The sequence below is a fragment of the Kocuria sp. BT304 genome (genome assembly GCF_003290245.1).
In the GTDB taxonomy this organism is placed as follows: Bacteria; Actinomycetota; Actinomycetes; order Actinomycetales; family Micrococcaceae; genus Kocuria; species Kocuria rhizophila_A.
Genome location: NZ_CP030039.1, coordinates 541250 through 554753, shown reverse-complemented (window position 1 = coordinate 554753; position 13504 = coordinate 541250). Strand labels below are relative to the sequence as shown.

Genomic DNA, 13504 nt, shown 5'->3' with positions numbered 1-13504 from the left:
CGACGCCGCCCGGCCCGGGTGTCGTGCCGCGCGCACCGCGGACGGTGAAGCCGCCCGCGGGCCCGACACCGGGTCCGAAGTCTGCCGCGCGCGGGGGCGCGGTCCACGCGGTGGCCAGCGGGTGCCCGGGCCACCTCGCGCCCTGGGACGCGCCCGCGGGACGACGCCGCACGGGCCGTCCCGCGCCAGGGCGGTCCACCCCAGCCGTGCCGGGCGGCGGCGTCGGGTTCCGGCGTGCCGCCCGTGCCGCTCAGTCCGTGCCGCGCAGGTCCAGCGTGAGCTCGGATGGCGCCGCAGGATCCACGCTGAACGGGATCCCCCAGTCCTGCTGGTACAGGTGGCACGCGGCGTGGTCCGGGATCTCCCCGTCCGGAGAGCCGTCGCACGCGGCCGCGCGGGCCGAGATGTGCAGGACGCCCTCGGTGACCCCCTCGGCGAGGCGCAGGGTGCGGGTGAGCCCCTGGGCCGTTCCCCCACCGGACGCGAGGGCCTCCTCCGGGGACGCGGAGACCTTCAGCTGGGTGGGATCCCCCCAGCGGGTGTCGAGCTTCTGCCCGGCGGGGGCGGCGAAGCGCACCGCGAGCTCGAGCTCACCGGGGGCCAGCTGGGTGCGCTTGCGCTGCACCTGGGCCGCCCCCTCGTCCACCGTGAGGGCCTGCCGGGGCACCGGCACCCGAACGAGCCGGTGCGCGTTGGTCTCCACCACCACCAGCACGGGGTCCTCGTGGGTGGTGTCCAGCAGCACGTCGGACGGCTCGGCCAGGCCGCGGGTGAGGGTCGTGACCTCGTCCGTGGCGGGGTCGTAGCGCCGCACGGCACCGTTGTAGGTGTCCGCCACCGCCACGGAGCCGTCCGGGAGCACGGTGACCCCCAGACAGTGCTGCAGCCGGGCGTCCGCGGCGGGGCCGTCCCGGAAGCCGAAGTCGAACAGCCCCAGCCCTACGGCGGAGTCCACCGTGGCCGCGCCGGTGCCGGGGGCACCCACGCCCCCGGGCGTCGTCGCCCCGTCGGAGGGCGCCGCCGCCCCCGTGGAGGGTGTCGTGGAGGCCGCGCCGGAGGGCAGCGCGTCCACCGCGCGGGCGAAGATCCCCTCCGCCCCGGCAGCCGGGGCGGCAGCGGCACCCGGCGCGGCGGCGTCGTGACCCGGCAGCCGGACGCGCCGCAGCGCGGAGGACTCGGAGTCCGCCACCCACACGTCCCCGTGCGCGTCCTGGGCCAGACCCGAGGGCTGGGCGAACCAGGACTCGTGGGCGGAGCCGTCGCGCAGCCCCTCGTCTCCCGTGCCGGCGAGGACGGCGAGCGCCCCGGTGCGCGGGTCGAAGGAGAACAGCTGGTGGGTTCCGGCCATGGCGACCACCAGGGCGTCCGCGGCGTCGGACCACACCACGTCCCACGGGGAGGACAGCGCGACCGACGTGGGTTCCGTGTCCGTGATCTCGTTGGGGTCCACGCCCCGGGCGCGGGCGTCGTCGAGCAGGCGCTGCACACCGTTGCCCGCGAGGGTGCGCACCGAGCCGGAGCCCAGGTCCACCCCGCGCAGCCGGTGGTTGACGGTGTCCGCGACCACGAGATCGTAGCCGACCTCCGAGCGCAGCCTGCCCGGCAGCACCGCGATGCCCTGCGGCTCGTTGAACCGGGCCACGTCCCGCGGGCCGTCCGACCAGCCGCGCGCACCCGAGCCGATGGCGCGCCGCACCGTGGTGAGGTCCGACTCCAGCTGCACGAGGCGGTGATGGCCGGTGTCGCTGACCATGAACGAGCCGTCCGGCAGTGCGACCACCTTGCCGGGGAAGCGCAGGTCCCCCTCGGGCTGCGGGCGCGGCACGTAGGGTCCGTCCCCGCGGTGCAGCGTGCCCTTGGCCTCGTGCTCCGCCACGAGCTCCGTGACCAGGGACTCCAGCCCCTGCACGTGGCCCTCCCCGGACAGGTGCGCCACGATGTAGCCCTCGGGGTCCACGACCACCAGGGTGGGCCACGCGCGCGCCGTGTAGGCGTCCCACGTGCGCAGCTCGGGGTCGTCCAGCACGGGGTGGGTGAGCTCGTAGCGGTCCACCGCGGCGGCCAGGGCGTCCGGATCGGCCTCGTGCTCGAACTTCGGGGAGTGCACGCCCACCGTGACCAGCACGTCCGCGTACTGCTCCTCGAGCGGGCGCAGCTCGTCCAGCACGTGCAGGCAGTTGATGCAGCAGAAGGACCAGAAGTCCAGGATCACGATCTTGCCCCGCAGCGACTGCAGGTCCAGCGCCTCGCCGCCGGTGTTGAGCCAGGCCCGGCCCTCCAGCTCCGAGGCGCGAACGGGTGTGGTCATGCGTGCAGCGGTCACGGGGGTCCTTCCACGGGGGTCAGGTGTCTGTCATTGCCAACGCTAGCGGCGCGCCCACGCTTCCCGCGCGCCGCATGACGCCCCGCACACGCGGCTCGTCACACAGGCTCTGCCCACGGCGCCGGGGACGACGCCGCCCGGCCAGGCCGCGGGGCCCGGCCCACCCGGTCACGGGCCACGACGCCGCCCGCACCGGGAACGGGACGACCGCTCCCGCGGCGACCGTGCGGCGTCGTGCCCACGCGCACGGTGGCGGGCCCGCTGGGAGGCGGGGTCAGCGGCGGGACTCGTCCCGCTCGGCGAGCTCGGCCATCATCTCGTTGTAGGCGCGCAGCTCGGCGTCGTCCGTGCGGTCCGCCTGCCGGTCCACGCGCCGGTTCTCCTTGCTGCCCTCCATGGCCCACAGCACCGCCATGATCACGGCCAGCAGGAACGTGGGGAACTCCCCGATGCCCCACATCAGCATGCCGCCCAGCTCCTGGTCCTCCAGCGCGGTGAGCCCCCACGGGCGGCCCATGTTGCCGAACCACGAGGCCTGCATCACGGACGTGAGGCTCATGATGCTGATGCCGATGAACGCGTGCGCCGCCATGGTGGCCAGCAGCAGCACCAGGCGCATGGGGTAGCTGGGACGGCGCGGAATGGGGTCGATGCCGATCAGCACGAGCGCGAACATGTACCCCGTGAAGAGGAAGTGGACCATCATGAACTCGTGGCCCACGTGGTAGCGCAGGGTGAAGCGGAAGAGGTCCGTGAAGTAGAACAGCACGATCGAGAACGCGAAGTTCGCCCCCGCGAAGATGGGGTTGGTCACGATCCTGCCCCACGTGGAGTGCACGAGGCGCAGGATCCACTCGCGCGGACCGCGGGTGCCGTCCCGGCGGGGTTCGAGCGCCTTGAGGATCACCGTGACCGGCGCGCCGGAGACCAGGAACAGCGGGATGATCATGGTCAGCGTCATGTGCTCCACCATGTGCGCCGAGAACAGCACGCGGGCGTACACCGAGACCCCGCCGCACGTGGCGTAGACCAGGGCGACCAGGCCCACGAACCAGGAGACCGTGCGCAGCGCGGACCACGTGTCCCCGCGGCGCCACACCTTCACCGCGGCCCACAGGTACACCACGGCCATGAAGAGCACCACGGCCACCCAGAACCAGTCCCAGCGCCACGTGGTGAACCAGTGGGCGAGGGTGGGCTCCGGGGGCAGCTCGTACCACGTGAGGATCCGTGCGGGTGAGGCGTCCGGGGCGAGCTCCTCCGGGACGGGCGGGGCGGTGCGGCTCAGGGACGTGGCGATCCCCATGAGCAGGCCCATGAGGAAGACCTCCACCACGATCACGCGCCACAGCGTGGCCGTGCGCGAGCGCGAGCCCTCCGCGACCCCGGGGATGAGCCACTGCCGGTGGGCGAAGCCCGCCGCCGCGAGCAGCAGGGTCAGCACGAGCTTGGTCAGGGCGAGCACCCCGTAGGACGAGCCCAGCTGCTCCCACGTGCCGATGCGCACCGCGGCGTTGACGATCCCCGAGAAGAACACCAGGGCGTAGCAGCCCAGGGCCACCACGGAGTAGCGGCGCAGCACCACCGCAAGCAGCGGTTCCCGGTGCGTGGTGCCACCGCGGCGGCTGACCACCGTGGACTCGCGGGACAGCAGCGGCCCCACCCACACCAGCACCAGGATCCCGCCGACCCACAGGCTGACGCCCAGCAGGTGCAGCCCCAGGGAGTTGACCGCGCCCATGTGGTCCGCACCGCCGGCGGCGTGCCCGTTCAGGGCCAGCGCCACGAGGGCCACGAAGGACAGCGCCAGCGTGCAGAACAGCCCCAGCAGCGCGCGCACGCCGAACACCAGCGTGGTGACCACGGCGGCCACCATCACGATCACCGCCTGGGACTGGCCCGTGGAGATCTCCGTGACGTAGTGCAGCAGCTGCTGGGTGTAGCCCGCTCCCCGGCCGAAGCCCGAGCCGGAGACGTCCGCGTACGTGAACACCAGCACCGCCACCGCGGAGACCGTCCACACCACGGACGCGGCCTCCACGAGCTGCAGCACGGAGCGGTACACCGGGTGCTCGGGCTCCCCCACCTGCTCCTTGCTGTTGCGGGGCGGGCGCTTGCGGGTGGTGTCCGCGAAGCGCGGCACCACCCCGATGGCCAGCAGCAGTCCGCCCATCACCACGGTCATGGCGATGTTGTGCACGGTCTCCACCACGGGCAGCCCCCAGCGCACGAGGGTGCCCGGATCCGCCACCTGCCGGGGTGCGGCCGCGCCGCCGTACAGCAGCGCGGCCGCCATGCCGAGCATGGCCGCCACCAGCACGAGCGAGATGCTCCACGGGCTGACGCTCACCCCGCCGTCCCCGGGCGCAGAGGTGCGCCCGGCCGGGCCGTTCGTGCGCTCCCGGGTTCGGCCCCGGTTCCGTGCGGTGGTGCTCATCAGTGCTCCTTCGGCCCCTCGACCGATCGCGGTGGTGTCCTGGCGCCGTGATGGCGGGACCGTGCGTGGTGAACGCGCTAGTTGAACAGCACGTCCCCGATGAACCCGCCCGGCTGGCAGCCCGGCGGGATCGCGAACACCGCGGAGCCGATCGGCACCGTCCACGTGTTCAGCATGTCCAGCTCGTCCAACCGCTTCTGGATCGGCACGAACTGCCTGTCGGGGTCCGACTGGTAGGACGCGAAGATCAGCCCCGTGTTGGACACCCCGCCCGAGACGTCCCCGGAGCGGCTCTGCCCGGAGGCGTTGCTCACCGCCAGATCATAGTTGTAGACCCTGCGGAAGATCTTCTCGTCCGGGTTCTCGCTGCGGGAGCGGCGCACGTGGCTGTAGGAGGAGATCACCGGGAACCCCAGGGGTCCCTTGGCCTCGAAGTCCGGCTCGTCGTGCTCGCTGCCGCCGGTCAGTGGCGCCCCGTCCGAGAGGCGGCGCCCCACGGCGTCCTCGCGGGCGGGGGTGTCCGCCTCGTCCCACGTGTCCAGGTTCATGTGGATGCGCCGGATCACCACGGAGGTGCCGTCCTGGATCCACGGCTCGAAGCCGCCCTGGCCGTAGACCACCTTCTCGTGGTCGGGCTCCCCCGGGTAGGCGTTGACGGTGCCGTCCAGCTGGCCGAACAGGTTCCGTGTCGTCTGACCGTCCGGGGTGGCCCCCACGGTGTTGCGGAAGCCGTCCTGGACCCACTTGACGCTCGCGAAGGAGCGCACGTCCTTGAGCAGCACGCGCTGCGCGTGGGCCAGGGTCAGCTTGTCGTCGCAGCACAGTTGGATCAGCAGGTCGCCCTGGCCCCACCGGGGCTGCAGCCGGTCCACCCCGAAGGCGGGCAGGGGCCGCAGCCAGGACGGGGAGCGTGTGCGGTCCACGAGCTCCATTGCACGGGGGCCGAAGCCCACGGTGACCGTGAGCCGCGAGGGGTTCTCCGCGAGCCACGGTTCCTGGTCGTTGAGCGGGGCCCGGCCCTGGGTCAGCGCCGCGGCGTCGTCCGTGAGCACCCGCAGCAGCCGCCGCAGGGAGTCCCTGGTGGCGCCGTCCGCGAGCCGAAGCGCGACGAAAGCACTGAAGGCCTGGGGCAGCGTGGCCACGCCGGCCTGCCGGGCGCCGTGGAAGGGCTCCGTGGCCAGCCCGTGCCGGGGCAGGCCCTGCTCGGAGGAGAAGCGGGGATCCCCGGCGCCCAGGGCGGCGGCCGAGACCGCGCCGAGACCCGTGGCGCCGGCGCCGGCGACCGCTCCCGTGAGGAGCGATCGCCGACTCCATCCCGAGGGGGAAGGGCTGGGATCAGTGGGCATGGCACTCCGGCAGTGCGGAGGAGGAGGGCGAGGACATGTCCATCCCGCCGTGGGATGCATGCTCGCCCGAGCCACTCCCGTGGGAGCCGTGGGAGGCGTCCGAGCCGTGATCGCTCGCGGACGCGCTCGCCTCCTCGCCCGGTGCGTAGTTCTCCTTGGCGCCCGAGTAGTCGCGCACCGGGACGCTCACGTCCTGGGTGCCGCCGTCGGTCTCCAGCTGCAGCGTGAGGTCGCTGCCTGCCTTGAGCGAGCACGTGAGGCCCATCAGCATGATGTGGTTCCCGCCCGGCTCCAGGTTCACGCTCTGCCCGGGGGCGATCGTGAAGCCGTCCTTCTTCTCCTTCATCTCCGTGGCCCCGGTCTTTGGATCCTTCACGGTCTCGTGCATCTGGACGTCGTCCGCGGTGCCGTGGGCCGCCGCGCTCTTGAGCGTGACCTCCTTGTCCGAGGTGTTGGTGACCTTGCCGAACACGGCCGTCATGCCCGAGTCCGCGGCTTTCGCCCAGCCGTCCTCGATCTTCAGGGCCCCGGCGGCCGCGGCGTGGGAGGCGGAGCTGCTGCCGGAGGCCGACGGCGCCTGCTCACCGTTCTGCGCGGAGCAGCCGGTCAGCGCGGCGAGGCCCAGCCCCAGCACGGTGACGGCCGCCACCGCCCGGTGGGCGGGACGCACGCGTCGGTCGGGGCGGGAGGAGGTGTGGGTGGTGGTGTTCATGGTGTGAATCCTTCGAGTGTGCGACCGTCGGGTGCCGGCGGGCCGCCACGGGTGGCATGCTGCCCATGGCATGTACCGCGGCTCGCCCTGCGTGGTGGTTCCCGCGGGGTGCGGGTGCCGGGCCGGGGACGCCGAGGTCCCCGCCGTGCCCGCGCGGTCCGCTCCGGGGCTCGGACTCCACCGCGTGGGCAGGCCCGGCCTCACGGGGCAGGCACCGTTCGGTCGATGAGTGTGATGAGTGGTCGGGACCGGCGCGGGGCGCGCCCTGCCTGCCGGTCCGGGTGTCAGCGCTGCCGCGGACGGGTGGCGAAGGCGAGGACCACGAGCAGCAGGATCAGCGCGACGACGCCGCCGATCACGGGCAGCACCCAACTGGGCACCCCCGTGCCGCTCACGTTCTGCTGGCCGGCGTCCCCGCTGGCCTCCCCCGCACCTTGGGAAGTGGAGGCCACGGGCGCCGGAGCCGCCGTGGTCCCCGAGCCCTTGCCCACGGAGTAGGAGAAGGTCCCCTCGATGGGGTGCCCGTCCTGGGAGACCACGCGCCACGTGACCGTGTACGTCTCGTCCGTGCTCCCGCCCTCGCGCAGCGGCTGGGACACCTTGGTGTTCTGCACCGCGAGCTTGCCGCGGGTCATGTCCGTCCCGTGGGAGTCCGTGACCCGGACCTCGCTGCCGATGTCCTGGATGTTGCCGGAAAAGGTGAGGTCCAGCGTCGTCGGCGCCTTCTCCAGGGTGGCACCGGACTCGGGGGTGGTGCGCACGAGCTCGTCGTGGGCCTGCGCCGGGCCGGAGGCGGCCAGCGCGAGGACCATGGCGAGCAGCACCGCGAGGACCGCGGTGAGCGCCGCCCCGGGCCCTCGGAGGGCGGCCGTCGCGGGCGGCCCACCGGCGGAGAGCGGGGGTGCCGTGCGGGCGACCGCCCGCACGGTGGAATCTGAACGGGTGTGACGGTGTGACATGGGTGCTCCTGCGCCGAAGGGCGCGGACGGGCCGCACTGGTGCGGCGGGGTGGATGCGATGGACGCCGGGGCGGCATCGGATCCACGGGGCGCGGGGCCCGTCCGATGCCTAGGCGAACGCGGGCGGTCCGCGGTACCCGCAGACCGAGGGCAGCAGGAGCTGGGGCGTGAGTGCGCGCGGCGAGGTCCAGGAGGTGCGCCGGGGCACCTCCACCGTGACCGGGCGCAGCACGGGCGCGAGGATGCGCAGCACGCGCACGGAGAAGGCGTCGAGCAGCCGGAAGGCCGCGACCTCCCCGTGGCGCAGCAGCAGGTAGGTGGCCAGCGCGGCCACGGCGTGGGCGACGAGCATGCCGCCACCGTGGTGGGCCACGACGGGGGCCGCGGTGATCACCACGGTAGGGCCGTCCGTGGCGGCCGCGAGGTGGTGGTGGGTGTGGTCCACGGTGTGCACCGCGCCGCCGGACTGGGCGAACAGCGTGTGGAGCAGCGCCTGGGAGAGCGCGACACTTGCTGCCACGGCGCCCCGCGAGAGGACGCGCCCGGCCAGCAGCATGCACACGGGTGCGGCCAGGCACGTGGACAGTGCCACGAGCAGCGGCGAGGGCCAGCCTCCCCCCACGGCGGCGTGGGAGGCCGCGGCGAGGGTGGTGGCCACCACGGCGGCAACCCATCCCCGGGCAAGCCGGTGGGCGCGAGGGGACACCGGACACCTCCGAGGCAGACGCAATGGGATTCGTCCTCCATTATGCGCCACGGCCCGCGGGAGTTCGACCACCGCCGGGACACGGACCGCGCTCCCCTCTGGCCCGTGACGCGCCCCACGCACTCGAAGGGTGCGCCGGGGTGCAGGTGTTCGCGCCCAGGGCCACCTGGGCCCGAACACCGGCGGCGGGAACACGGCGGGGTGCGGGGGATGCGGGCGGGGATGCACGAAGGGACCGTTCACGCGAGTGCGTGAACGGTCCCTTGAGCAGTCACGGGTGAGGCACCCGTGCAGACCTGCCTCACTTGGAGGAGACGGCAGCCTTCAGCTTGGAGCCCGCGGTGAGCTTGACACCGTGGCCGGCCGGGATCTGGATGGCCTCTCCGGTCTGCGGGTTGCGGCCCTGGCGAGCGGCACGGTCGGTGCGCTCCACGGACATCCACCCGGGGATGGTGATCTTCTCGCCCTTGGAGACGGAGCTCTCGAAGACCTCGAAGAGAGAATCCAGCACGCCGTTGACGGCGGCCTGGGTGTTGCCGGACTTCTCGGCAACCTCGGCAACGAGTTCGCTGCGGTTCATAGCCATGTGCTTGTCCTCCTGGACTTGGTTGGCGTTCTCTGGGACGGACCGCGACCGGGGGTCACTCGGCCCTTCCGGGTGAGAAATTACCAGCTGGACTTGTAGATGCCGGGCAACTCGCCACGGTGAGCCATGTCGCGGAAGCGCACACGGGAGATGCCGAAGCGCTGGAAGGTGCCACGGGGACGGCCGTCGATCTGGTCGCGGTTGCGCACGCGGATCGGGGAGGCGTCACGGGGCAGCTTCTGCAGACCCAGGCGGGCCTCCTCGCGGGCCTCGGGGGAGGCGTTCTCGTCCACGAGGGTCTTCTTCAGCTCAGCGCGCTTGGCGGCATAGCGCTCGACGATGACCTTGCGCTGCTCGTTCTTGGCGATCTTGGACTTCTTGGCCATGGATTCAGCGCTCCTCGCGGAAATCGACGTGCTTGCGGACCACCGGGTCGTACTTCTTCATGACGAGGCGGTCGGGGTTGTTACGGCGGTTCTTGCGGGTGACGTAGGTGAACCCGGTGCCGGCCGTGGACTTCAGCTTGATGATGGGACGTACGTCCTTGTCCTTGGCCATCTCAGATCTTCTCCCCACGTGCGATGAGCTCGTTGACCACGGCGTCGATGCCGCGCGCGTCGATCACCTTGATGCCCTTGGCGCTCAGGTTGAGCGTCACGTTGCGGCGCAACGAGGGCACCCAGTAGCGCTTCTTCTGGATGTTCGGGTTCCACCGGCGCTTCGTGCGGCGGTGCGAGTGCGAGATGCTGTGGCCAAAGCCCGGCTGGGCCCCGGTCACCTGGCAGTGCGCTGCCATAGTGTTCTCCTCCAATGTCCAATGTCGACGAAATGACGGCACGCATGGTGACCGCCGGGCGGTGTTCCGCCAGCAGCCGTGGCCACGAGTGATCCGCCACCTCAAGAAAATGCCACCGTTCGCGCGCCGGGCGTGATGTGTGCTTACCCCGCGGCAGTACCGGTCAGGGCACTCGCTACGACGAAGACGGTGAAGATCAAGGCGCCGGTAGATGGACTCCACCACACGACAGCCTTAGATTCTAGGCTTCTGCGGGCTCTCTCGCAAACGTGGAACAGCAGAACGGTGCGAGTGAGCGCCCCTCGATCTTAGCCGGTGGGGCTCGCCTGACCAATTTGGCGGGCCCGGCACCCCCTCTCGGGACCCCGATCCACGCCCCGGTGGGCCTGCGGGCGTGCACCCCGTGGGTGCGCATCGAGAATGCTCCCGGCGGAATGCACGGGATAGCGCAACGGGGTGGGGGCGCGTCCATGACCCGCGCCCGCCACCCCGATGCCTTTCCTTCGGCCCCATCTCCTCACCCAGGAGATTAGGTAAGAGAAGTCTCACCTAATTGCCCGGCCGGGGCAACCCCCGCACGGCGTAACTCAGGACGCGCTGCGGAACGGGTCCGCGAGGTCCCGGCGCTCCGGCTGCTCGGGCGCGGTCACGGCGGAGGTGCGCCGGTGGGTGCCCAGAGCCTCGTTGACCACGTCCACGAGGCGCTGCACGCGCGGCATCCTGGGCAGGGACTCGAGCATCACCGGCCGGCCGTCCGCGTCCGCGAGCGGAACGCGCCAGTTGGGGTACTCGTCGCTGGTGCCCGGCTGGTTCTGGATCCGCTTCTCCCCCACGGCGTCCACGAGGGACACGTTGAGCAGCAGGGACGGCGCATCGCACAGGTAGCGGTAGAGCGCCTCGACCTTCGTCTCGGCGTCGGCGTCCGCACCTCCGGGCAGGTACCCCGCCTCCGTGACGGCCGCGAAGAACGTCTCGAGCTGGGCGCGGGCGTCCTCCCGCTCCTCCTCGGGGGAGCGTGCCAGCAGCCCGAGGTCCTCCCGCAGCTGCAGCTGCACGCCCTCCAGGTACCCGGGCGTGGGCGGCAGGTCGTGGGTGTTGACCGAGGCCATGCACAGCTCCCGGTAGCGGGACGGGTCCCGGGGGACGTCCCCGTCCATCTCGAACCACAGGATCGAGGTGCCCAGCACGCCCTTGGACTCCAGGTACTCGCGCACGCTGTCCTCGACCGTGCCGAGGTCCTCGCCCACCACCACCACGCCGGCGAGCTCGGCCTCCAGCGCCAGCACGCCCACCATGGCCTCGTGGTCGTAGTAGACGTACGTGCCGTCCGAGGCGGTGTTGCCCTCGGGGATCCACCAGAGCCGGAACAGGCCCGCCACGTGGTCGATCCGCACCCCTCCGGCGTGCCGGAAGATGGTGCGCATCATCTGGCGCCACGGCCGGTAGCCCAGCTCCGCGAGCTTCTCGGGGTGCCACGGGGGCTGGCTCCAGTCCTGGCCCAGCTGGTTGTACATGTCCGCGGGGGCACCCACGCTCACGCCCGCCGCCATGGCGTCCTGCAGCGCCCAGGCGTCCGCGCCGTGCTTGTGCACGCCCACCGCGAGGTCGTGCACCACGCCGATGTCCATCCCCGCGCGGTGCGCCGCGCGCTGCGCCGCCTCGAGCTGCTCGTCCAGCAGCCACTGCAGCCACACGTGGAAGTTGACCCGGTGGGCCAGCCGGGTGCGGGCCTCCTGCGCGTACGGGGACTCGGGCGAGCGCGCCTCGTCCCGCCACAGCGGGGAGTCCTCCCCCAACTCCTCGCGCAGCGCGCACCACAGCGCGAAGTCCTGCAGCGGTTGGCCCGCCTGCGCCACGAACGCCTCCAGCTGCTGCTGGCGGTAGGGCGAGCGGCGCACGGTGTAGAGCAGCTCCAGGGTCTTGAGCTTGGCGGCGTAGGCCGGGTCCCGGTCGATCGAGGAGGGGTCCAGCACGGCCTTGCGCTGCACCGCGGCCAGGCGGTCCACCACCTCACGGTCCGCGGGGCGCAGGTAGGGGAACTCCGCGACGTCCGCCACGCGCAGGTACAGGGGGTTGAAGAACCGGCGGCTCGAGGGCAGGTACGGGGAGGGCTCCACGGGCGGCTCGGGCTCGGCCGCGTGCAGGGGGTTGATGAGCACGTAGTCCGCGCCCTGCACACCGCTCAGCGCCGCGAGCGAGGCGAGGTCCGAGAGGTCCCCCACCCCCCACGAGCGCGAGGACATCACCGAGTAGAGCTGCGCCATGTACCCCCAGCGCCGACGCCCCCGCAGCCGGTCGGTGGTGCTCAGCCGCCGCGGCGTCACGGCCACGTCGATCCTCGCGCGCTCACCCGATCCCGTGACCGCCTCGAGCCGGTACCAGCCCAGGGGCAGCTCCGCGGGCAGCGCGTAGGGCACACGACGCCGCTGCTCACCGTCCACCTCGCGCGTCTCGGGCTCCTCGTCCGCGGCGGGCTCCAGGGCACGCTCCGCGTCCTGGTCCCCCTCCGGCCACAGCCGCACGCGCACCGTGTCCCCCGGGGCGGTGGTCACGGCCACGGTGGCCGCCCTGCCGACCTCGGTGACCACCACGGGCGGCAGCAGCCGCCGCCACGGCGCGGACTCGCGCTCGCGCAGGGAGCGGGCCACGGCGTCGTCGTCGGACACGTCCGCCCCCAGCGCGGTGAGAACGCTGCGCAGCGTGGCGTCCGGAACGCTCTCGTGCTCGCCGTCGAAGCCCTCGTACTCGGTGGCCACACCGTACTCGGCGGCCAGGCGCCGCACCGTGGTGTCCCCTGAATTCCCTGCCTGCTCAGCCATGCCCCACACTCTAGTCAGCGCGGGGCGCGGCCCCCGCCCCGCACGACGACGCCGCACCCGGCCGCCGCGCGCCGCCCGCCCGGGTGCGTGGTTGACTGGAGGCATGGAACCCACCCTGCCCGGACCGGACCCGCAGTGGCGCCCGAGCGCCGTCGTCTTCGACTGCGACGGCGTGCTGATGGACACCGAGAGCGCGTGGGCCCGCGTGCAGAAGCGGGTGGCGGCCGGCTACGGGGTGGACATCGACGCCCGCACCGAGGCGGACCTGATGGGACTCTGCGCGCAGGACATCGCCGCGTTCATCACGGGCCGCGCCGGCGAGGTGGCGCGCGAGCGGGGCACGTCGGCCCCCGGGCAGGGCGAGGTCCTCGCGCGGCTCGTGGACACCGAGGCCGAGGTGGTCGGAGCGGTGATCGAGGCCCTGCCGGGAGCGGTCGAGACGGTGCGCACGGTGGCCCGGCACGTCCCGGTGGCCGTGGCGAGCAACTCCACGAGCGCGATCCTGGACCGCAAGATGCACGGTGTGGGAATCGCGGACCTGCTGCGGACCTGGGTCAGCGCGGAGGACGTGCCGCGCGGCAAGCCCGCGCCCGACATCTACCAGGAGGCCGTGCGCAGGCTCGGCGTGGACCCTGCGGACGCCCTCGCGGTGGAGGACTCCCCCGCAGGGAGCACCGCCGCGCGCACCGCGGGACTGTGGGTGCTGGGGGCGCCGCTCGGCCACACCGAGCCCATGGCCACCCACTTCCTGGTGGAGTCCCTCGCGGACCCCGCGATGGGGCGGCTGCTGCGCGGCTGGGGCTTCGAGCGCTGACGCCGC

12 protein-coding genes are annotated in these 13504 nt (G+C 72.7%); 1 reads left to right on the top strand and 11 read right to left on the bottom strand.

All coding sequences use genetic code 11. From position 1 onward, the window contains the following. Window positions 1-250: 250 nt before the first annotated feature. The 11 genes from DNL27_RS02490 to malQ all read right to left on the bottom strand — a co-directional run bounded on the left by DNL27_RS02490 (window position 251) and on the right by malQ (window position 12684). The gene (locus tag DNL27_RS02490) at window positions 251-2308 is read right to left on the bottom strand and encodes an NHL domain-containing thioredoxin family protein (RefSeq protein WP_239494423.1); all 2058 of its coding nucleotides are present in this window, start codon (window positions 2306-2308) and stop codon (window positions 251-253) included. A gap of 289 nt (window positions 2309-2597) precedes the next feature. After that, complete coding sequence (locus DNL27_RS02485) at window positions 2598-4760, bottom strand: cytochrome c oxidase assembly protein (RefSeq protein WP_112234615.1); 2163 nt, start codon at window positions 4758-4760, stop codon at window positions 2598-2600. Window positions 4761-4837: 77 nt separating this feature from the next. Further along, window positions 4838-6106 carry a Dyp-type peroxidase gene (locus DNL27_RS02480; RefSeq protein WP_012397442.1) on the bottom strand — a complete coding sequence of 423 codons (1269 nt, stop codon included), beginning with the start codon at window positions 6104-6106 and terminating at the stop codon, window positions 4838-4840. Beyond that, the gene (locus tag DNL27_RS02475; RefSeq protein WP_112234614.1) at window positions 6096-6818 is read right to left on the bottom strand and encodes a copper chaperone PCu(A)C; all 723 of its coding nucleotides are present in this window, start codon (window positions 6816-6818) and stop codon (window positions 6096-6098) included. The genes DNL27_RS02480 and DNL27_RS02475 overlap by 11 nt, the downstream gene beginning before the upstream one ends. A 284-nt stretch (window positions 6819-7102) precedes the next feature. Further along, window positions 7103-7777, bottom strand: a complete 675-nt coding sequence (locus tag DNL27_RS02470; protein WP_012397439.1) for a copper resistance CopC family protein — start codon at window positions 7775-7777, stop codon at window positions 7103-7105. Between the two features lie 109 nt (window positions 7778-7886). Beyond that, entirely contained in the window at window positions 7887-8483 is a 597-nt protein-coding gene (locus DNL27_RS02465) for a hypothetical protein (protein ID WP_112234613.1), read from the bottom strand. Window positions 8484-8784: 301 nt separating this feature from the next. Then, a complete protein-coding gene (locus tag DNL27_RS02460) occupies window positions 8785-9069 on the bottom strand; it encodes an HU family DNA-binding protein (protein ID WP_012397437.1) in 285 nt (94 codons plus the stop codon). Between the two features lie 80 nt (window positions 9070-9149). Further along, window positions 9150-9455 (bottom strand): 30S ribosomal protein S14, encoded by a 306-nt coding sequence (rpsN, locus tag DNL27_RS02455; RefSeq protein ID WP_012397436.1) that lies wholly within the window; start codon window positions 9453-9455, stop codon window positions 9150-9152. 4 nt (window positions 9456-9459) lie between these two features. Next, window positions 9460-9627, bottom strand: a complete 168-nt coding sequence (gene rpmG, locus DNL27_RS02450) for a 50S ribosomal protein L33 (RefSeq protein WP_012397435.1) — start codon at window positions 9625-9627, stop codon at window positions 9460-9462. A 1-nt stretch (window position 9628) separates the two neighbouring features. Beyond that, window positions 9629-9865 (bottom strand): 50S ribosomal protein L28, encoded by a 237-nt coding sequence (rpmB, locus tag DNL27_RS02445; RefSeq protein ID WP_012397434.1) that lies wholly within the window; start codon window positions 9863-9865, stop codon window positions 9629-9631. 587 nt (window positions 9866-10452) lie between these two features. Further along, window positions 10453-12684, bottom strand: a complete 2232-nt coding sequence (gene malQ / locus DNL27_RS02440; protein ID WP_112234612.1) for a 4-alpha-glucanotransferase — start codon at window positions 12682-12684, stop codon at window positions 10453-10455. Between the two features lie 103 nt (window positions 12685-12787). Between malQ and DNL27_RS02435 the strand changes: the two genes are divergently transcribed. After that, window positions 12788-13498, top strand: coding sequence for an HAD family phosphatase (locus DNL27_RS02435; RefSeq protein WP_112234611.1), 711 nt, complete (start codon window positions 12788-12790; stop codon window positions 13496-13498). Window positions 13499-13504 lie beyond the last annotated feature (6 nt).